The organism is Flavobacterium sp. KACC 22763, assembly GCF_028736155.1.
Classification (GTDB): Bacteria; Bacteroidota; Bacteroidia; order Flavobacteriales; family Flavobacteriaceae; genus Flavobacterium.
Genome location: NZ_CP117879.1, coordinates 1,215,946 through 1,235,656 on the forward strand (window position 1 = coordinate 1,215,946; position 19,711 = coordinate 1,235,656).

18 protein-coding genes are annotated in these 19,711 nt (G+C 33.4%); 11 read left to right on the plus strand and 7 right to left on the minus strand.

Annotated features, from left to right (window positions below):
• Positions 1 to 30: 30 nt before the first annotated feature.
• Both PQ463_RS05240 and PQ463_RS05245 read right to left on the minus strand, forming a co-directional pair.
• Positions 31 to 3,129 carry an efflux RND transporter permease subunit gene (locus PQ463_RS05240; RefSeq protein WP_274256649.1) on the minus strand — a complete coding sequence of 1,033 codons (3,099 nt, stop codon included), beginning with the start codon at positions 3,127 to 3,129 and terminating at the stop codon, positions 31 to 33.
• A gap of 86 nt (positions 3,130 to 3,215) precedes the next feature.
• Positions 3,216 to 4,274, minus strand: a complete 1,059-nt coding sequence (locus PQ463_RS05245; protein ID WP_111378106.1) for an efflux RND transporter periplasmic adaptor subunit — start codon at positions 4,272 to 4,274, stop codon at positions 3,216 to 3,218.
• Positions 4,275 to 4,751: 477 nt separating this feature from the next.
• Between PQ463_RS05245 and PQ463_RS05250 the strand changes: the two genes are divergently transcribed.
• The 4 genes from PQ463_RS05250 (at position 4,752) to PQ463_RS05265 (ending at position 7,301) form a co-directional block, all read left to right on the plus strand.
• Positions 4,752 to 5,351: a DUF6436 domain-containing protein gene (locus PQ463_RS05250; RefSeq protein WP_274256650.1), complete on the plus strand. Its 600-nt coding sequence runs from the start codon at positions 4,752 to 4,754 to the stop codon at positions 5,349 to 5,351.
• A gap of 31 nt (positions 5,352 to 5,382) precedes the next feature.
• The gene (locus PQ463_RS05255) at positions 5,383 to 6,237 is read left to right on the plus strand and encodes a hypothetical protein (protein ID WP_111424839.1); all 855 of its coding nucleotides are present in this window, start codon (positions 5,383 to 5,385) and stop codon (positions 6,235 to 6,237) included.
• 51 nt (positions 6,238 to 6,288) lie between these two features.
• Positions 6,289 to 6,633 carry a hypothetical protein gene (locus PQ463_RS05260; protein ID WP_274256651.1) on the plus strand — a complete coding sequence of 115 codons (345 nt, stop codon included), beginning with the start codon at positions 6,289 to 6,291 and terminating at the stop codon, positions 6,631 to 6,633.
• A gap of 62 nt (positions 6,634 to 6,695) precedes the next feature.
• Entirely contained in the window at positions 6,696 to 7,301 is a 606-nt protein-coding gene (locus PQ463_RS05265) for a PAS domain-containing protein (protein ID WP_111424841.1), read from the plus strand.
• A 205-nt stretch (positions 7,302 to 7,506) separates the two neighbouring features.
• On the opposite strand, the gene recG is transcribed toward PQ463_RS05265, so the two are convergent.
• The gene (recG, locus tag PQ463_RS05270; protein ID WP_274256653.1) at positions 7,507 to 9,615 is read right to left on the minus strand and encodes an ATP-dependent DNA helicase RecG; all 2,109 of its coding nucleotides are present in this window, start codon (positions 9,613 to 9,615) and stop codon (positions 7,507 to 7,509) included.
• Positions 9,616 to 9,872: 257 nt separating this feature from the next.
• Between recG and PQ463_RS05275 the strand changes: the two genes are divergently transcribed.
• The 4 genes from PQ463_RS05275 to PQ463_RS05290 all read left to right on the plus strand — a co-directional run bounded on the left by PQ463_RS05275 (position 9,873) and on the right by PQ463_RS05290 (position 13,174).
• Positions 9,873 to 10,304, plus strand: coding sequence for a hypothetical protein (locus PQ463_RS05275; RefSeq protein WP_274256654.1), 432 nt, complete (start codon positions 9,873 to 9,875; stop codon positions 10,302 to 10,304).
• A gap of 137 nt (positions 10,305 to 10,441) precedes the next feature.
• Positions 10,442 to 12,208, plus strand: a complete 1,767-nt coding sequence (locus tag PQ463_RS05280) for a hypothetical protein (protein ID WP_274256655.1) — start codon at positions 10,442 to 10,444, stop codon at positions 12,206 to 12,208.
• 31 nt (positions 12,209 to 12,239) lie between these two features.
• Positions 12,240 to 12,779, plus strand: coding sequence for a DUF1697 domain-containing protein (locus PQ463_RS05285; RefSeq protein WP_274256656.1), 540 nt, complete (start codon positions 12,240 to 12,242; stop codon positions 12,777 to 12,779).
• Complete coding sequence (locus PQ463_RS05290) at positions 12,779 to 13,174, plus strand: DUF4348 domain-containing protein (protein ID WP_274256657.1); 396 nt, start codon at positions 12,779 to 12,781, stop codon at positions 13,172 to 13,174. The genes PQ463_RS05285 and PQ463_RS05290 overlap by 1 nt, the downstream gene beginning before the upstream one ends.
• A 2-nt stretch (positions 13,175 to 13,176) precedes the next feature.
• Here PQ463_RS05290 and PQ463_RS05295 read toward each other — a convergent pair whose 3' ends face one another.
• The 3 genes from PQ463_RS05295 to PQ463_RS05305 are packed head-to-tail and all read right to left on the minus strand — an operon-like array spanning position 13,177 to position 14,807.
• Positions 13,177 to 13,680 carry a hypothetical protein gene (locus tag PQ463_RS05295; protein ID WP_274256658.1) on the minus strand — a complete coding sequence of 168 codons (504 nt, stop codon included), beginning with the start codon at positions 13,678 to 13,680 and terminating at the stop codon, positions 13,177 to 13,179.
• A 2-nt stretch (positions 13,681 to 13,682) separates the two neighbouring features.
• The gene (locus tag PQ463_RS05300; protein ID WP_274256659.1) at positions 13,683 to 14,063 is read right to left on the minus strand and encodes a hypothetical protein; all 381 of its coding nucleotides are present in this window, start codon (positions 14,061 to 14,063) and stop codon (positions 13,683 to 13,685) included.
• Entirely contained in the window at positions 14,064 to 14,807 is a 744-nt protein-coding gene (locus tag PQ463_RS05305) for a Dph6-related ATP pyrophosphatase (RefSeq protein ID WP_274256660.1), read from the minus strand.
• A 95-nt stretch (positions 14,808 to 14,902) separates the two neighbouring features.
• Here PQ463_RS05305 and PQ463_RS05310 point away from each other — a divergent pair, with 95 nt between their 5' ends.
• Positions 14,903 to 16,963, plus strand: a complete 2,061-nt coding sequence (locus tag PQ463_RS05310) for a M1 family metallopeptidase (RefSeq protein ID WP_274256661.1) — start codon at positions 14,903 to 14,905, stop codon at positions 16,961 to 16,963.
• 130 nt (positions 16,964 to 17,093) lie between these two features.
• Entirely contained in the window at positions 17,094 to 18,002 is a 909-nt protein-coding gene (locus PQ463_RS05315; RefSeq protein WP_111378094.1) for a patatin-like phospholipase family protein, read from the plus strand.
• Between the two features lie 64 nt (positions 18,003 to 18,066).
• On the opposite strand, the gene PQ463_RS05320 is transcribed toward PQ463_RS05315, so the two are convergent.
• Positions 18,067 to 18,591: a DUF7935 family protein gene (locus PQ463_RS05320; protein ID WP_111378093.1), complete on the minus strand. Its 525-nt coding sequence runs from the start codon at positions 18,589 to 18,591 to the stop codon at positions 18,067 to 18,069.
• A 124-nt stretch (positions 18,592 to 18,715) separates the two neighbouring features.
• Between PQ463_RS05320 and PQ463_RS05325 the strand changes: the two genes are divergently transcribed.
• Entirely contained in the window at positions 18,716 to 19,483 is a 768-nt protein-coding gene (locus PQ463_RS05325; protein WP_274256662.1) for a sulfite exporter TauE/SafE family protein, read from the plus strand.
• The last annotated feature ends 228 nt before the right edge of the window (positions 19,484 to 19,711 follow it).

A 19,711-nucleotide genomic window follows, 5' to 3' on the forward strand; every position in this document is an offset into this window, starting at 1 on the left:
TTTCTTTAACCAAACATTATGTTCTGGTTTCTATTTAATGCTTTCTCTCTCGTATTCTTCGATATGATCAAATTCTGGATAATGTTTTCTTGCTCTTGACCACATAAAATATATTGCAGGAATTACAAAAAGCGTTAATGCTAATGAAAATATAGTTCCTCCTACAATTACAACTCCCATACCAATTCTACTTGTTGATGCAGCACCAAGTGACATTGCAATTGGAAGCGCTCCTAAAGCAATGGCTAAACTCGTCATTAAAATTGGGCGTAAACGCGCTTCTGAAGCTTCTAAAATAGCTTCTAGTTTAGGTTTGCCCTGTTCTCGCAACTGATTGGCAAATTCTACAATCAAAATACCGTTTTTGGTTACCAGACCAATCAGCATTACGGTACCAATCTGGCTGAAAATATTCCAAGTTTGGTTGAATAGCCACAATGAGAATAATGCTCCCGCAACAGCCATCGGAACCGTTAGAATGATGATAAACGGATCAATGAAACTTTCAAATTGCGCTGCTAGAATTAAGAAGATCAATAGTAAAGCCAATCCGAAAGCAAAAGAAGTATTAGAACTACTTTCTACGAAATCTCTTGATTCTCCAGCTAAATCTGTAGTGAAACTTTCATCTAAAACTTTAGCCTTAATTCGGTCCATTTCTTCGATACCTTCTCCTAAGCTTTTTCCAGGTGCTAAACCAGCAGATACGGTCGCAGACATATATCTGTTATTGTGATACAATTGCGGTGGATTACTTTGTTCGTAAACGCTTACAACGTTATCCATCTGAATCAATTCTCCATTTTTGTTTTTTACAAACATAGAAGTCAAATCCAAAGGTTTCGATCTGTCTTTTTGGTCAAACTGTCCAATTACCTGATATTGTTTTCCGTTTTTAATGAAATAGCCAAAACGCTGACCACTTAAAGAAAGCTGTAAAGTCTGTGCAATATCAAGAATAGAAATTCCTAAACTTTCTGCCTTTGCACGGTCAATACTAACATTAATTTCAGGTTTATTAAATTTCAGGTTTACGTCTGTTGTAGAAAACACATCACTTTTTCCAACTTCATTCATAAAAAGAGGAATTTTTTCTCTCAGTTTATCAAAATTAGGTGCCTGAATAATATATTGAATTGGCAGACCGCCACGTCTGTTTACGGCAATTGTTGGCTGCTGTGTTACAGAAGTTTTAGCATTTGGATATTGTTTTGTCCATTTAGTTAATTCGTCAGCAATCTCTTTCTGAGATTTTTTTCTTTCGTCAACATCTTTTAGAGTAAGTCGCACCAATCCGCTGTTTACAGAGTTTGAACTGAATCCTGGCGAAGTAATAACCAAACTAACTTTTTTCTCTGGAATAGAGTCATCTATTAGTCTTGAAATCTCCTGCATAAATTTATCGGTATATTCATAGGAAGAACCTTCAGGAGTCGTCATACGCATGGTTACAGCGCTTCGGTCATCATAAGGAGCGGTTTCTTTTGGAAGAATAGTGAAGAATAAATAAATTAATCCAAAACAAGCAATAAGGATAGGGAAACTGATCCATTTTCTATCCATAAAATTTGTCAGCGCTTCGGCATAACTGCTATTCATTTTTTCAAAGAAAGGCTCAGTTTTAATGTAAAACTTCGATTTTTTCTGCTCGCCGCCTTTCATTAAATAAGCATTTAACATAGGAGTTAATGTCAATGATACAAAGGCAGAAATTAATACTGCAGCTCCAATTACTACCCCAAATTCCCTAAAGAGTCGTCCAACGAAACCTTCTAAGAAAATTACAGGCAAGAATACTGCAGCCAATGTTACTGAAATCGAAATTACGGCATAAAAGATCTCATTAGAACCCTTAATTGCAGCTTCAATAGGCGTCATGCCTTCTTCAACTTTTTTGAAGATATTTTCTGTTACCACAATTCCATCATCAACTACAAGACCTGTTGCCAGTACGATAGCTAATAAGGTTAAAACGTTGATAGAGAATCCAAAAAGCCACATAATAAAGAAAGTAGCAATCAAAGAAACCGGAATATCAATTAAAGGTCTGAAAGCAATAGCCCAGTCTCTAAAAAACAGATAAATAATAATGATAACCAGAATGATTGAAATTCCTAAAGTTTCAGCCACTTCAAGTACTGATTTCTTTACGAAAATGGTATTATCAAGTGCAATATTAAGTTTAATGTCTTTTGGAAGGTCTTTCTTTAAAGCTTCATATTTTTTATAAAACTCAGCTGAAATATCTAAATAATTTGCTCCAGGCATCGGAACGATAGCAAGACCAATTAACGGAAGTCCAGATTGACTTAATTTTGTTTCTAAGTTTTCTGGTCCTAATTCTGCTCCTCCGATATCACTTAAACGAACAATTTTATCACCATCTGTACGAATAATAATATTGTTGAATTCTTCTGGTTTAGAAAGATTTCCAACTGTTTTTACTGTTAATTCAGTATTGTCTCCTGTAAGTTTTCCAGAAGGCAATTCGACATTTTGTGAGTTTAATGCCGTACGAACATCTGAAACTGTACATCCATAAGCAGAAAGTTTTGCTGGATCAATCCATAAACGCATTGCGTAACGTTTTTGTCCCCAGATCTGAACAGCACTTACGCCAGGAATTGTTTCTAATCTTTGCGAAATAACGTTCTCTGCGTAATCACTCAATTCTAATGAACTTCTAGTGTCACTTTGAACAGTCATCGAAATAATCGCCTCACTATCTGCATCGGCTTTAGATACAACTGGAGCAGCGTCAATATCTTGCGGTAAGCTTCTAATGGCTTGCGAAACTTTGTCACGAACGTCATTTGCTGCTTCTTCTAAGTCTTTGTCAAGATTAAATTCTATAGTGATATTACTGCTTCCTTGGTTACTAGATGAAGTAATATTTCTAATTCCGTCAATTGCATTTACTGCTTTTTCAAGAGGTTCTGTAATTTGCGATTCAATAATATCGGCATTGGCACCTGTATAATTAGTACGAATGGATACCTGAGCAGGGTCAATAGAGGGAAATTCTCTAACGCCTAGAAAAGTATAACCAATAAAACCGAATAAGATAATTAATAGATTCAGTACTATTGTTAAAACAGGTCTTCTAATACTTGTAGTTGATAAACTCATTTGTAATTTTAGATTTTAGACTTCAGATTTTAGAACTAAGAGTTTTTAAAACTCATAATTCATAACCCAAAACTCATAACTTTGAATTATTTTACTTTAACTTTAATCGGAGCTTCATCTTTTAAAGACATAACACCACTTGTAATTAAAGTGTCTCCTGGTTTTAATCCTGATAAAATTAGAATAGAAGAATCTGTTCTTGTTGTTGCATCAACCATCACTTCTTTTGCCTGTCCGTTATTAGCGATAAAAACTTTTTTACCGTCTTGAATTGGAATAATTGCCTGAGAAGGAACAACTATCGCATCTTTAATAATATTTAAAGGTAGTTTGACGTCTGCAAAAGTTCCAGGAAAAAGTTTTCCATCATTATTATCAGCAAGTGCACGAATCTGAAGTGTACGTGTTGCAACGGCAACTTCTGGTTCTATAGCATAGATTTTTGCATTATAAGTTTTGTCTGATCCAGAAACCTTAAAATCGATTACCGATCCCGATTTTACTTCTGATGCGTATTTTTCTGGAATCGAAAAAGTAATTTTTAATTTGCTGGTGTTTACCAGTTTTGCTACCAAAACAGTAGGAGTGATGTAAGTTCCTGGAGAAATGTTGCGTAAACCAATTTTTCCAGAAAACGGCGCTCTTACTGATGTTTTAGAAATTTGAGCTCTAATTAATTGGCTTTGCGCTTGAGCAGAAGCAAGGTCGGCTTTTGCCACATCTGCTTCTTCCTGGCTAATGGCTTCTTTTTGTAGCAGTAATTTTGCTCTTCTTGCATTTTCGGCAGCTAAATCTTCTCTAGTTACAGCTTGTCTTAACTGTGCTTTTAGTTCAATATCATTTACTTTTAAAAGTACTTGCCCTTTTGTTACGTTTGTACCTTCGTTAAAGAATATGCCTTCCACAATTCCAGAAACCTCACTATGAATTTCGACTTGTTCATTTGCTTCAATAGATCCAGATAATGCTAAATTATTGTCAAAAGTTGCTGTTTTTATTACAAGTCCGTTAACAGTTGTTGGAGATTTCTTATCGTTAAATTTTTTAGAGTCGTCGTTTTTACCCTTGTTAGAAATAATTCTATAGGTAATGAAGCCTCCAATTGTAATAATTAAAAGGGTGTAAATGAGATGTTTTACTTTCATAAAATTGAGGTGAATATAGATTTTAGGTTTTGTGTTTTTAGCAAGCTTACAAATTTAACTTTTTGCTATGAAATCGAAAGCTGTTAGCTTTTATTTAACATTTGTATGTACAAAGGTTGGCATTTAGACTACATGCTGGAGAAAAGGTTTAATTGAATATTAATTTTTTCTATAGAAAATAAAAAAACTTGAATAGGAAGTCCGTTTTCGATATTGCGCAAATGCAGACTCTCTCTATGAAGAGAGAAAATTTTAAGCAATTTGTCTGATTTTTTTTGCGCTTTATCGATTTTATTCGTATCATTGATATGTTAAACAAAATGAAAAGATTTTGCATAAAAGCTAACGGTTGTGTTTGTTATTTATGTTAAAATCCCTATGTAGAAGTTGTTTTTTTTGGGTTTGGTTATATATAATGAATAATTATGTTAACAAGTGTTTATTCTTTTGTTGTTGAATAATAAAAAAAAATAATTTATGAAGAAAAAATTACTTCTAGGTTTATGGTTTACATTTTTACTTCTTTCAATTGGTTATCTGTTTTGGCAGAACGAGTTTAAATACAGTCTTCCAACACCTATTCCAAAAAATTATCACGCTATTGCGATGGGATCTCAAGTAGAACTTGGCCCATGTTGCGCATTTGATAATAAACCTATTTTTATACATTTTTTTAATCCCGAATGTCCTTGTTCGCGGTTTAATGTGCCACATGTTAGCAGTTTGATAAAAAAGTATGGAGATCAGATAAATTTTAAAATTGTAGTGTTAAACAAACAGAAAAATTTTACTATTGATGAAATTCAGCAAAAGTTTGACGCTAAAATTCCTGTTTATTTTGATGAATCAATAGCTAAAAATTGTGGTGTTATTTCAACACCTCAGGCAGTTTTACTAGATCAGTCGCATAATTTGTACTATCGAGGCAATTACAATAAAACAAGATATTGTACGGATGCTTCAAGTAATTATGCTCAAATGGCGATCGATTCTCTCCTTAGCAGAAAAGATAATCCTTCTTTTAATGCTTTAGCTCTAAGAGCTTACGGATGTTCATTACCAAAATGTACTAAATAACTATTTTCCAAAAACCAAAATCTATTAACCTATGAAAGCAAAAGCTAGCTTAAACGAACAAGATTATCTGCACAGTTTTATGTCTACAATGACACAAAAATCAGATACAATTATCAATTATGTACTTGCAGTATATTTTCTTTTGGGTATCGGACTGTCTTTTAAATACGATACTTTTGAAATTGGTGTTGGCGTTGGAACGCTGAATCTTCTTTTGTACTACTCGGCAAAATTTTTTATGAAAAATTCTAAATTTTACCAGTATGTCCTATCTATTGTTCTGGCTATTTTTATGGCACAGTACATTTATCAAATGCACGGAATGTTCGAAATGCATTTTACTGTATTTATTGCCAGTACGATTTTGATTATTTATCAGAACTGGAAACTTCAAATTCCGCTTACTTTGCTGGTTGTACTGCACCACGCGGGACTAGCTTATCTTCAAAATTACATTTATAATGATGCAAACGGCCTTCAGGTTTATTTCTCTCAAGTAAATTTTGATCTTGAAACTTTGATCATCCATACCGTTTTGGCAGCTGTAGTATTTTTTATGAACGGCTATTGGGCGTATTACTTTAAAGAGCACAGCGAGAATCACATCTCAAAAATTTCAGACGAATATGAATTGGAAAACATGAAATTGGCTTCTGCAAAGTACAGCTCAATGTCGGCTACAAAAGACTATAATGATTTTATTCATAGAACAACTTTAGATTTGAAATTACCTGTCAATTCAGTTTTAAAGCTTATTGATGTCTCAAAAGGGCATACAGATAATGATAAATTGCTTACTTATCTTGAAATGATGAGAGAAAGTGCTAAAAAAATTGATGATCTAGTCAATGATATCCATGTGAAATCGACAAACAGCAAGAGTTAGAATTTAGACCAAGCCCCCAAAAACAAAACTAATATTTTTTAAACCAATTGTATGTTTAAGTATGATTTACCAACTGCAGTCCCTACGCTGCATAATCTTAAAAAAATAATTGAAGATTTTTTGAATGAAAGCATAACATTAGATTCGATTGAAAAAATTAAAGTCCAATCTGATTTTGAAAGAGAGGTAAAAGAGATTTTTAAAAATTACCAAACTAGTTCACATGTTTACGATCTTGATTTTCAGTATAAAAAGCTAATTCAGATTATGAATGATATTCGCCAGCTTAATCTTGCGGTTAATAATGAGATTCCTGAATGGCTGGAAAATGAACTGGAAACAGTTTTTCGCAAAATCAGAAATATTCTCCTTGTCTTGGAGATCGAGTCAAATTAAAAATGGTTTAAAGGATTCATTTTATACTTATTGAATTGTAAATTAATTTAAATGTAAAAGTTATGGATACCAGATTGCACCGTCCGACACCTTCTGATAGAGAAGTGGATTGGAATAAGAATAAAGTACTGCTAAGTAAAACTGATAAAAAAGGAACCATTTTATATGCTAATGAAGACTTTATAGATGTTTCTGGTTATGATGAATTTGAGCTTGTCGGCCAGCCTCACAATATAGTTCGCCATCCGGATATGCCTAAGGTTATTTTTAAATTTTTATGGGACAGTATTAAATCCAGCGAAAATATTCATGTTATTATAAAGAACATGGCCAAAACTGGGCGTTATTACTGGGTTGTAACCGATTTTAAAATCATTGCCGATACAGATGGTGAGATTGTAGGTTATTTTGGCACCAGAAAATCGGTTCCGAATGAGATTATTGTAAAATTTATCGAACCTTTGTACAAGAAACTTTTGCAGATTGAAGAAACTAGCGGTATGCACGCATCTGAAGAGTATTTGGTAGGTTTTCTAGAAGAAAGAAAGAAGACTTATATGGAATATATCGATCATTTGATTGCAACTGGAAAAGATGATAAAAACAAAATTAGCAAAGGTTTGTTCAGCGGTATTTTTGAAAAAAAGAATGATGTGAAAAAGAAATAATTGACTCTATACTTCATTGTGTCCGGAAAAATATTCATCCCCTTTAAATTTGTCCCCCAGCAAAACTAAATCACCTGAATGATAAAATTAAGGACGCAATGGAGTTTTTTTATTTTAGGTTCAAAGGCTCAAAGGAGTAAAGGTTCAAAGTTTAAACTAGAACCTTCAAAACCTTTGAGCCTTTGTATCTCTGTACCTTTGCACCTTAACTAATATAATTCCAAATATTCTTTTTCTTAGTCAACTCTATGAAGATGTTTCTTAAAATGGCATGCTCAGGTTTTTGTAGAGCCGAATCTTCTTTTAAGATTTTCATAGCGTAATTTCTTGCTAGAGATAAAATTTCCCTGTCTTTTACAATATCTGCAATTTGCAGGTTTAAAACACCGCTTTGCTGTGTTCCCATTAAGTCGCCTGGACCACGTAGTTTAAGGTCAACCTCGGCAATTTCGAAACCATCATTGGTCTGAACCATGGTTTCCATTCTGGTTTTGCTGTCGGAGCTTAATTTATGCCCCGTCATTAAAATACAATAACTTTGTTCGGCGCCACGACCCACACGTCCGCGCAGCTGATGCAGTTGCGAAAGTCCAAATCTTTCGGCACTTTCTATAATCATTACACTGGCATTTGGCACGTTTACACCAACTTCAATTACAGTTGTGGCAACCATGATATTAGTTTTTCCTTCAGAGAAACGCTTCATTTCGGAATCTTTATCTGCAGGTTTCATTTTTCCATGAAGAATAGAAATAGAATATTGCGGAAGCGGAAAATCACGAGAAATACTTTCGTAACCGTCCATTAAATCCTTATAATCCATTTTTTCCGATTCTTGAATCAACGGATAAACTATATAAATCTGTCTACCTTTTGCAATTTCATCACGAAGGAATTTCCATACCTTCAAACGATTGGTATCATAACGATGCACAGTTTGAATTGGTTTCCTTCCAGGAGGCAATTCATCAATAACAGAAATATCCAAATCACCGTATAAGCTCATAGCCAAAGTTCTCGGAATAGGAGTGGCGGTCATCACTAAAACGTGTGGCGGAATATCATTTTTCTTCCACAATTTTGATCTTTGCTCTACACCAAAACGATGCTGTTCATCAATTACAGCCAAACCTAAATTCTGAAACTGCACTTTATCTTCCAGTAAAGCGTGAGTTCCGATCAAAATTTTAAGTTCTCCGCTTTCCAATTCTTCGTGAATAATTTTTCTTTCAGAAGTTTTAGTAGAACCCGTTAATATCCGAATGTTGATATTTAAGGTTTTAGCAAATTCAGATAAACCTAGAAAATGCTGATTGGCCAAGATTTCTGTTGGCGCCATTAAACAAGCTTGAAAGCCATTATCAATAGCCAAAAGCATGCTCATAAAAGCCACAATTGTTTTTCCAGAACCCACATCACCTTGAAGAAGACGATTCATTTGAGCATTGCTTCCCATATCGGTTCTGATTTCTTTAATTACTCTTTTTTGAGCATTCGTTAAATCAAAAGGAAGATGGTTTTTGTAAAATTCATTAAAAAGTTCGCCCACTTTATCAAATGGATGCCCTTTTATTTTATGTTTTCGAATAAGGTTTTTAGTGATTAACTGCAACTGAATAAAGAACAGTTCTTCAAACTTTAGTCTGAATTGCGCTTTCGCTAAAATGGCAGCGCTTTTCGGAAAATGAATATTGAATAATGCGGCACGTTTCGGAATCAGCTTCAGTTCTTCGATTAAAAATGGCGGAAAAGTTTCTGTAAACAACGCTTGTGTTTCTAAGAAAAGCTGTTCCATTAATTTATTAATCGTTCGGTTAGAAATGCCTTTGTTGGCCAAAGCTTCTGTTGAAGGGTAAACAGGCTGCATGGCGGAACGCAAACTTCTTTCGTGTTCGCTTAATAATTCAATTTCGGGATGCGCCATACTAAACTGGCTTCCATACAGCGAACATTTTCCAAAAATTACCAAAGGTTCATTGAGTTTTAAACTTTCGCGGATCCATTTATGTCCTTGAAACCAGTTCAAATCAATTTGTCCCGTTTCATCAACAAAACTGGCTACAAGTCGCTTTTTGTTTTTAGCAAATTCAACCGTTTTAATGTTGATTATTTTACCAATTATCTGAACTTCAGAACCCGTATTCTGCAATTCATTAATCTTGTAATAGCGCGTTCTGTCAATATATCGATTCGGAAAAAGATTGACTAAATCTCCATATTTATGAATGCCCAATTCCTTGCGAAGCAGCTGACCACGGCTTGGACCAACACCTTTTAAGTATTCAATTGGAGTTTCAAAAAGATTATTAGACATTCGAAGATTTAGATTTTGATATAGTCAAGGATAAAAGAACCGAGAAGAAAGAAAAAAGACAAAATATATTCAATATTTCTTGCTTCTTGGTTCATTTATCTTTAGAAAGCGAAGATAGATTTTAATTGGGAATTTTGAAAATGATTTGTTGTTTTCAAGTGCTTGAATGTTAACTTATCGTAAAATTGTAAATTGAAGACGCAACCATTTTAAGAAAGTAAAATCTTAATAATAATTAACCATTAAAAACTATAAAAATGAAGAAAATTGGACTTTTAATAGTATTGTTTATTTCGCTTGTTTCTTGTTCTAATGATGACAATGAAAATAAACCAACCGAAAGCTATCACGGAAAATGGATCCTTACAGCAATGGGCAACAGTAATCCCGCAGCAAATTCGGTATATATTTTAGAATGGGAGGAATCGTATACTTTTAATTCTAATAATACATTCTCTAAAACAAGAAAGAAAGATGGTAAAATTACAACCATTTCAGGAACGTATTCTGTAGTGAAAACGACAGATCAAACTCAGTTTGAACTAAGTTATACTGCAGAGAGCGATATAGTGGCATCTTGCACTTCTAAGAAAAAAGAAAACTTATATATCATTAATAGTTTCGGAAAATTGTATGGAACGTGGACTATATGCGATGGTCCAAGGCTAGTATATGATAAAAAGGAATAATTTTTTGAATGCTTACTAATTCAGATTTTTTGAAGCTCCGTTTTTTGACGGAGTTTTTCTTTTACAATCAGTATTATTTTAATAAAAAAAGATAATTATTAGATTTGTTAAAACATTTAAATTATAAGCCTCAAATTATGATTAAAGAAGAAAAAGTTCCTTTTGAAACAATGGTATTTTCTGGAATTACTTTTAAAGTAATTAACCGACACGAAGCGCATAAGATCATCGGAGATCTTACCGATTTCAACAATAATAAAGTCTATAATGTTTTTGAAGATACTTGGCGTTTTCCTGATTACGAAGAAAATCCAATATTTCTGTTAGCAGAGAATGATGTTGAAATGGATTTATTTGAGATGGATTTCAGTACCGAAGAACATCCTGATATTTTTATTTTAGGTTTTATTTTTAAAGGAAATCTAACAGTTTCAAAGCTTATCAGCTCATACGATACTGATAATTCTCCTGCTTTGATCGTTTTAGGAAAAACCACAACAGTCAATATTAATTTGTTCGGAAGTGTTTATTATTTAGGCGGAGGCCTGCAATGCGACACACTTGCTGGCGAATACAATCACGGAGAACTTTTTGTAAAAGGTGACCTTACAGCATGGCTTATTTATAGCGACGATATGCTGTTTCATTTTGAACGTTTTACAGATGTTCAGGCAGTTATCAGTGCCAATAGACCTGATATTCTAATTTGCAGTAGTGTACAAGATACTGACGGATCTATCATAACCGTTGAGAACTATCTGCCTTCAACCCATAAACTGTCTGATATTGTTGAAGATTCTTTTATTGAAATTTCAGATTATAACGAAGAAATATTAGGCAATAATTATTTAGATGTTTTTAAAGAAGGACTTTCAATCTTAGATTACGATAAAAAAGAAAAGTACATGTATGCTGATTTCCGAAATCAGTTTATTAATATGGTCGAAGTTTTGTCTGAAACCGAAGAGCTAAAAGAAAACGGAAAAATCGTTAGACATATCTCGGGAGCAACTTGTTTGTTTATTCCTTTTGATTATGAAGGGAAGAAATACAGTCAGATTTCAGAAGAAATTTCGAATGGTTTTAATATCAGAATGCGTGCTTTATGGTGTCATGAAGATCAAGAAATCATGATTATTTTGGAATATCTAGATGAAAATGGAGATCCGAAATACCAATGGATGAATGACGAAAACGCTCCAGGAATTGAATTTTTCTGCGTAAAAAATGCTGTCATGAAAACTTTTGAAATATTGACGGCTGAAGTTGTTGAGGAGGATGACGAAGAAGATGAAACAGAATATGCCGGTTATAGTAATAGATTTTCATTGGAAGAATATGCTTCTCAATTTGGTAATTACAAACTACCAGAAGATTTGGTAAAACTGTATGAATTTGAACAGGAGTATGGAGTAGAAACGTATTCGGAATGTTTTGGACTAACTATAACGGAAGAAAAAACGGGTATAAAAACATGGTCTGAAGAGGAAGAATTTTATAATAGTTTTATCGAATTTGCAGGTGCAAACGGTTCAGGGAGCTCTTATGCGTATTGGATTATCGATAATGATTTGAACAATTGCCCTATAGTTGTTTTTGGAGATGAAGGCGGAGTTCACGTCGTAGCAGAAAGCACTCAAAAATTAATTCAGCTTCTGACTTTGGACACCGAAATTTCTGTTGATTTTGATAAAGCTTATTTTTATCAAGACGAAGAATATTATGAAGAAAGCGAAAATAAAGAAGAATTTCGTGAATGGGTAAAAGAAGAATTTAATCTCAATGCAGTAGAAACCAACGAAGAAGCGGATGAAATTGTAGAAGAGACGCAAAGAAAATATAAACAAAAGTTTAACGACTTTTTAGTAAAGTTTGGCATTGAAATCAGTGAAGAAGATGAATAGTGTTTTTTATCTTTGAAAAAAAATAGAAAAAATGAAAACACATTTAGCGCTTTTACGCGGAATCAATGTTTCTGGGCATAATATGATGAAAATGGAAGCTTTGAAAGCAATGCTGGAGAATCTTGGTTTTCAAAATATAAGAACCTATCTGCAATCTGGGAATGTTTTTGTGGATAGTGAAGAAGATGCTTCGAAAGTTGGTTTTATGATCAAACAGGAAATCTTTAAAGTTTTTGGTCACGAAGTTCCTGTCGTGATGATTACCAAAGAAAACTTGGAATCGTGTTTTGCCAATAATCCCTTCTTGAAAGAAAAGGATATCGATACGAAAAAACTCTATGTGGCTTTCGTTTCAACGACATTGAAAAAAGAAAATATAAACGATTTGAAAATTAGCCAGTTCAAACCAGATGAAGCCAGCATTGATGAAAATAGAATTTTTATAAAATATGATATTGGTGCCGGAAAAACCCGTTTTGACCAAAAATATATTGAAAAAAAATTAAATGTAACAGCAACAATTCGAAACTGGAATACGGTTACCAACTTGCTTAAAATGTATAATGAATAATGAAAAAATGCTTTTTTATAATGTTCCTTTTAGGGTTAAGCTCAGTGACTCTGGCTCAAACCTCAAAAGCGACTTCAGAAGATTTTAATGAATTTTTTAAGAAGTTCAATTCAGATACTAAATTTCAAATCAGCAGAGTTATTTTTCCTCTAAAATACAAAGCGAACAATGACGATTTTGAATTATCAGATTATACAATGGCAAAAGAAGGATATAAAGTTCTTCATCTTAATAATAAAGCTGATGAGAAGTATTTAAAACGCACATTATTAGTAAAGAAAAACAAAGCCACTCTTGAACAGCGCGGACTTGATAACGGAATTTATATTGATTATGTCTTTGAATTAAAAGAGAACAAATGGTTCTTGAAAACGTTGGTTGATCAATCGACTTAATATTAATCTCGAATCCATTTTTGCATAGCTGGAAAAGGCATTTTTTGTTCTTTTTCGGCTTTTTCGTTTCCTAGACATAATCCCATCCATTCTAAAAGAGGCAAACCCATATAATTTCCTGAAGTAAAATTTGAAATAAACCACTCAGAATTGCCTTTATAACCATGTGGATGAAATACAAATTCAGGTGAAAGCTGTAAATGATGCAGCGCTGCGTAAGACCATAAAAGCGTCGCAATTTCGTCGCCTTGAGTTGGCCAGTCTTGGGGAATTTCCGCTGTACCAACTAATTTTCTTTCCGCTGGAACCGTTACAGCGAGATGCCCAGCTTCATGCAAAATATCGCCAGGATATAATAATTTATTATAATCGATATAAATGCAGTCAGGACCTAAGTCCAATCCAGGTAAAAAAGTATCTCCAAGCTCTTTTTCGATAATATCAATTCCAATTTCTTTCAAAAAGAAAACTACTTTTTTTACTTCATCATTTTCTTTTAAATCCATAATCAGTTTGTTTTTAAAATGTTTTTCTTGATATAAATAGTATCTGCATTATGAAAAGCCCCTTTTTTCATTCCACCGCCAAACGGCTGCATGAATTGTATGTTTTGAGATACATAATTTTCTTTTTCAACGATTTCATTTACAGCCAAAGTTGGCGCTTCAAAACCCAAAAAGGTAAATTGGTGATACCGTTTTTCTTTTAATGAAAAATAACCGTTTGACTGACTTAAAACTTCTCCAACTTTACAATTTGCAATAGGCAGTTTTGTTTCGGCATCATAAATATATCCTGTTATTTGAGGTCTCTCGCATCTGCTGACTAAACAGCTTTGAAGAGAAAACGAAACTAGGATTAGTAAAACTAATTTAAAGAAAAATTTCATTTATTTTTTAATTAAATCACAATACCAGAATCCAAAATCGAAGGCAGTTTCATCATTTGTATCGCAGGCTGTATTTGATGAATCTTGTTTTTTGGGCTTTTCATATTTTCTATAAACAATTTCGCCAATTTCAAAATTAATAGGTTTGGAAAATATTGGACCATCAAAAGTAAAGGTGTGAAATTCACCGTTTTCACCGCAAACATCAACATTTTCTGGTAAATCATTTATAAAATCCTGATCGATTATTCTGCCGACAAAACTTTTATCCAAATACTTTTCGTTGACACAAACCACAATGGTTTTGAAACCCAATGAAATAAATTCTTGAATTAAATCTTGAGTTGGGATTTTCCAAATAGGGAAAACGCCGGTTAGTCCAATCTTTGCCAATTGGTTTTCACGGTATTGACGTAAATCTTCCAGAAAAATATCTCCAAAAATAGAATGCGTTATACCATTTTGCTTTATTTCAGTTAAAGTTTCAGTCATCACTTTTTCGTAAACTTCCATTGTTGGCATTTCGGGCACTTCTAGAATTTTTAGTGGAATTCCGATGCTTTCAGCTTGCTCTTCTAATAATTCAACACGAATTCCGTGCATAGAAATGCGTTGATATTGCTGGTTTACGCTGGTCAGCAAACATTCAATTTGAAAATCATTATTTTGTAATGTTTTATATAAGGCAAGAGCAGAATCTTTTCCGCTGCTCCAGTTAAATAAGGCTTTTTGGGGTGTAAACACGATTTGGTTGTTTTATATGGTAAACTTACAAAATTCGTTCTATTTGTAAAGGAAACCTTTGTAACTTTGGGAATTTGCCTTTAACATTCGTTTCAATGAAATACATTCTTTTATTATTCACCAGTTTTCTATTTGCGCAGCAAACACAACATGTTGACTTTAAATCGGTTTCAGGACAATTGTCTGTAAGTCCAAAAGACAAACTAATTTCTGGAACTGTTGATTTTCAATTTGAGGTATTGAAAGAAACTGATACGATTTTGCTTGACGCTAAAAACATGGAATTTTCGAATGTAAAAATCAATGAAAATGAAATCATGTTTATCAATACTAGCAAAGAACTAAAATTGGTTTTTCCTTTTAAAAAAGGACAAAATCATTTGACATTCAATTATACAGCAAAACCAAAGCAAGCGCTGTATTTTGTTGACATGGGCAATGACGAAGTGCAAATCTGGACACAGGGGCAAGGAAGATACACTAGCAATTGGTTTCCGAGTTTTGATGATGTAAATGAAAAACTGATTTTCAACTTAGGAATTTCTTTCGATAAGGATTATCAGGTAGTTTCTAATGGAGTTTTAAAAGAAAAAATAGTAAACGGAAGCTTAAATCACTGGCAGTTTGAAATGGAAAAACCGATGAGTTCGTATTTATTGATGCTGGCTATTGGGAAATTTGATAAAAAAGAATTTAAATCTAAAAGCAGAGTTCCGTTAGAATATTATTACGAACCCAAAGATGCAGATCGTTTTGAGCCAACTTATCGATATTCGAAACGCATTTTTGACTTCCTTGAGAAAGAAATTGGTGTAAAATATCCATGGAAAATAAACAGACAGATTCCGGTAAGAGACTTTTTGTATGCTGGAATGGAAAATACAACTTCGACTCTTTTTGCAACCCGCTATGTAGTAGATTCAATTGGTTTTTGTGACCGAAATTATACCAATGTAGACGCGCATGAGTTGGCACATCATTGGTTTGGAGATCTTATTACCGCCGAAAGCAGTACGCATCATTGGCTACAAGAAGGATTTGCAACCTATTTTGCATTATTGGCGGAAAAAGACATTTATGGAGAAGATTATTTTTATTCGAAATTATACGATACGGCACAGCAGATTAAATTTGCATCTCGTACGGATACGATTCCAGTTTTAAATGCAAAAGCGAGTTCGCTTACATTTTATGAAAAAGGAGCTTGGGCATTGTTTGTTTTGCACGAATCAATTGGCGATAAAGCATTCAAAAAAGCAATAAAAAGTTATCTGAATAAATATGCTTATCAAACCGTAAACACACAGAATTTCTTCGATGAAATTAAAAAAGTTTCTGATTTTGATTTGGAGAAATTTCAGAAAACTTGGTTGGAATCTACAGCTTTTGATACACCGACTGCAAATGCATTATTGAGCAAAAACAAAACGATTCAAAAACGATTGGAAATCGATAAATTGAAAAAAACGCCATTATCCGAAAAGGCGGATGTTTTAAAAAGTACTTTAGAATCAGATGTGTATCAATCGGTAAAAGAAGCTGTTGTTGATCAATTGGAAAATGAAAAGTATGAAGACAAAAAAGCTCTTTTGCTTTTAGCATTGCAAACCAATAATATAAAAGTACGCCAGAATCTGGCTGGTTCTTTAACACAGATTCCAGAAGAGTTTAGAGCAAATTACGAAACGCTTTTGGATGATAAATCATATCAGACGCAAGAAATAGCGCTTTATTGGCTTTGGAGAAATTTCCCTAACCATAGAACAGAATATCTGGATAAATCTAAAAACTGGATTGGCTTCAACGATTATAATCTAAGGACTTTATGGCTTTCTCTTGCTTTGTCAACGCCAAACTATACTAACGAGCAAGACGCTTTAGTAAACGAACTGATTGCATTTTCCTCAACAAAATACGAAGCTACAACACGACAAAATGCGCTAGAAAAATTGATTGCTTTTAAAATTATTAACGATCAGGTTTTGAGTAATTTGGTTGGAGCTACAACACATCACATGTGGCAATTTTCGAAATTTGGAAGAGATACAATAAGACTTCTGTTAAAAAATCCTGAAATGCGTGCTTCTTTTAATAGAATTTTGCCTAATTTGACACCCGATGAACAGTTCCAATTGAATCGTTTGTTGAAAGAGTAAATATTAGAGTAGATAGATAAAAGAAGCAAGAACCAAGAGTCAATATCTCAGAATATCTTTCTTCTTGCTTCTTTCCTCTTATTAAGTCTTAAAAAAGTATCCCAAAAAAACAAAACCTACATTACAATTTATGAGAGCATTGGTTATTTCAGGTGGTGGCAGTAAAGGCGCATTTGCTGGCGGTGTTGCCCAATATTTGATAGAAGAAAAAAAACACGAATATGACTTGTTTTTAGGAACTTCTACAGGAAGTTTATTGATTCCGCATTTAGCTCTAGGTCATATCAAAAAAATCCATTCTGTTTATACCAATGTTACCATGTCGAGCATTTTTAATATTTGTCCGTTTGTGGTAAAGACGAAAGATGGAGTTGATATTGTAACTATAAATCACTTTAATGTATTGCGTCAGTTTTTTAAAGGGAAGAGAACTTTTGGAGAAAGTAAAGGATTGAAAAAGTATATTCAGAATAATTTTTCTCTTTCAGATTTTAATAAACTCAAAAAGCTAAAAACCGATGTTATTGTTACGGTTACCAATTTTACCAAAAACGAATCTGAATATAAATCGGTAAAAGACTGTACATACGAGGAATTTTGCGAATGGTCTTGGATATCCAGCAATTATGTTCCTTTTATGAGTTTGGTTGAAAAGAACAACTGCGAATATGGCGATGGTGGATTTTCAAGCTTGGTTCCAATTCGTGAAGCAATCAACAGAGGAGCTACTGAAATAGACGTAATTGTACTTGAAACGGAAGTGAATACAACAAAAACAGTAATTGGAAAGAATCCATTCTCATTAATGATCGATTTGTTCCGAATTGCTTTAGATCAAGTAGAAAAACATGATATCGCTATAGGAAAACTTATGGCAAATAATAAGAATGTAAAATTAAATTTATATTACACTCCCATAAAATTAACCGATAATGCTTTGATTTTTAATAAAGAGGTAATGAAAGAATGGTGGAAGCAAGGTTATGAATATGCTCAGAATAAATCGGAAGTTATGAGCGATAATAAGATATTGATTTAAGATTTTAGATTGCAGATTTTAGATTTTAGATTGGATGTTCTAAATCTAAAATCTGCCATAATATTTAATACCAAAGTTCTGCAACTTCACTTTTAATAAAACTTAAAGCAGCATTACTAGGCGATTGTTTTTCTAACAAATCATTTAAGATTACTTCGCGAAGTTTATCTGCATTTTCTACTTTGTCGCTCATAGCCGCTTTACGAATCATTTGGATTGTTGCATTTTTTGCAGTTGTAATGATTGTCCAACATTCTTCAGACATATAAATCTGCTGTGTCAGATTGTGTTCAAATTCCTGCTCGATTAGGTCAATTAAGTAATTTTCGTAATCATTTTTGTTTTGCGAAATAGGAGCAATTCTAATTAACAATTTGGTCAAATTAATACGTTCTAAGAACAAAGTCATACGCTCGTATGCTTGTAAACGTACAGGAAGAGATTCTTTATGAGCTTGTTTGTTTAGTAAAAAAGCACGTTTTCTATCGTTGTTTTTAATGTGTAGCTCAAAGAAACGATACGCTACAACTCCTGTAACTAAGGCTGGTAAAGTATAACTCGCAAGTTCTATTATTTTGTTGAAATCCATTTAAATAATTTTTAAGCAAAAATATACTTTTTGATCAAAAATCAACTTTAAATTTATGGGAATAAACAAAAAGGAAGCTGTACTTTTGCAACTTGTTTTTTACTGAGACCGAAATATATTCTTAATGGATTCATACATAATACTTTTTCTTTGTTTAGCGGCTTTTGCTGCTGGTTTTATTGATGCAATTGTTGGCGGCGGCGGATTAATCCAGACACCAATGGGATTGATTTTACTACCAAATCTTCCAGTTTCTACAGTAGTTGGAACTTTAAAAATTCCAGCTTTTAGCGGAACCGCTTTTGCCGCTTTTCAATATTTGAAGAAAGTAGTAATTCAGTGGAAACTCTTGATTATTATGATGTGTTTGGCAGTTCCGTCAGCATTTTTGGGATCTACGATTTTAACTCTTGTAAGCAACGATTTTATGAAACCGCTTTTATTGGTGGTTTTATCTTTGCTGTTTGTATATACTTATGCCAAGAAAAATTTCGGACAGCATGTTGCAAAAGATCATTCTGCTGCAACTCAAATTATGTATGCAGTTGTCATTAGCATAATTGTTGGATTCTATGATGGTTTTATCGGTCCCGGAACAGGAAGTTTCTTTGTAGTTGCTTTTATAGCGCTTCTAGGTTTCGATTTTCTTCACGCTTCCGCGAATGCTAAAATGGTAAATCTAGCAACCAATTTTGGTTCGATTTGCTTGTTTATCATTAAAGGGAAAATTATTTGGGCAATCGCAATTCCAATGGCAATCAGCAACGGACTAGGAGGTTGGCTTGGCGCAAAACTAGCAATCAATAAAGGCAACGGATTTATTAGAATTTTCTTTTTAATTGTGGTTGTAGGAACACTGATTCGTTTTGCTTATGATGTGTTTTTTAAGTAAGTTACTAAGGTTCTAAGATGCTGAGATTCTGTGTTTTCTCTCTTTTGAGTGAAAAAAACTTAGAATCTCAGAAACTTAGTAGCTTAACTTCTCAAAAAGAATGTTTGAATTTAGCCCCGATTGAGGCGGTATCCTCGTAGCGGAGCGGAGAGATATAGCCGAAAGCGGGAAACCATGTTTAATAAAATGCCAATTGCTTGGCTTCAAAAAAAAACTTAGAACCTTAGC

What these genes read in the sequence shown, in the direction of transcription:
- PQ463_RS05240 (WP_274256649.1), bottom strand. Translation starts at nt 3,129, where the DNA reads ATGAGTTTATCAACTACAAGTATTAGAAGACCTGTTTTAACAATAGTA.
- PQ463_RS05245 (WP_111378106.1), bottom strand. Translation starts at nt 4,274, where the DNA reads ATGAAAGTAAAACATCTCATTTACACCCTTTTAATTATTACAATTGGA.
- PQ463_RS05250 (WP_274256650.1), top strand. Translation starts at nt 4,752, where the DNA reads ATGAAGAAAAAATTACTTCTAGGTTTATGGTTTACATTTTTACTTCTT.
- PQ463_RS05255 (WP_111424839.1), top strand. Translation starts at nt 5,383, where the DNA reads ATGAAAGCAAAAGCTAGCTTAAACGAACAAGATTATCTGCACAGTTTT.
- PQ463_RS05260 (WP_274256651.1), top strand. Translation starts at nt 6,289, where the DNA reads ATGTTTAAGTATGATTTACCAACTGCAGTCCCTACGCTGCATAATCTT.
- PQ463_RS05265 (WP_111424841.1), top strand. Translation starts at nt 6,696, where the DNA reads ATGGATACCAGATTGCACCGTCCGACACCTTCTGATAGAGAAGTGGAT.
- recG (WP_274256653.1), bottom strand. Translation starts at nt 9,615, where the DNA reads ATGTCTAATAATCTTTTTGAAACTCCAATTGAATACTTAAAAGGTGTT.
- PQ463_RS05275 (WP_274256654.1), top strand. Translation starts at nt 9,873, where the DNA reads ATGAAGAAAATTGGACTTTTAATAGTATTGTTTATTTCGCTTGTTTCT.
- PQ463_RS05280 (WP_274256655.1), top strand. Translation starts at nt 10,442, where the DNA reads ATGATTAAAGAAGAAAAAGTTCCTTTTGAAACAATGGTATTTTCTGGA.
- PQ463_RS05285 (WP_274256656.1), top strand. Translation starts at nt 12,240, where the DNA reads ATGAAAACACATTTAGCGCTTTTACGCGGAATCAATGTTTCTGGGCAT.
- PQ463_RS05290 (WP_274256657.1), top strand. Translation starts at nt 12,779, where the DNA reads ATGAAAAAATGCTTTTTTATAATGTTCCTTTTAGGGTTAAGCTCAGTG.
- PQ463_RS05295 (WP_274256658.1), bottom strand. Translation starts at nt 13,680, where the DNA reads ATGGATTTAAAAGAAAATGATGAAGTAAAAAAAGTAGTTTTCTTTTTG.
- PQ463_RS05300 (WP_274256659.1), bottom strand. Translation starts at nt 14,063, where the DNA reads ATGAAATTTTTCTTTAAATTAGTTTTACTAATCCTAGTTTCGTTTTCT.
- PQ463_RS05310 (WP_274256661.1), top strand. Translation starts at nt 14,903, where the DNA reads ATGAAATACATTCTTTTATTATTCACCAGTTTTCTATTTGCGCAGCAA.
- PQ463_RS05315 (WP_111378094.1), top strand. Translation starts at nt 17,094, where the DNA reads ATGAGAGCATTGGTTATTTCAGGTGGTGGCAGTAAAGGCGCATTTGCT.
- PQ463_RS05320 (WP_111378093.1), bottom strand. Translation starts at nt 18,591, where the DNA reads ATGGATTTCAACAAAATAATAGAACTTGCGAGTTATACTTTACCAGCC.
- PQ463_RS05325 (WP_274256662.1), top strand. Translation starts at nt 18,716, where the DNA reads ATGGATTCATACATAATACTTTTTCTTTGTTTAGCGGCTTTTGCTGCT.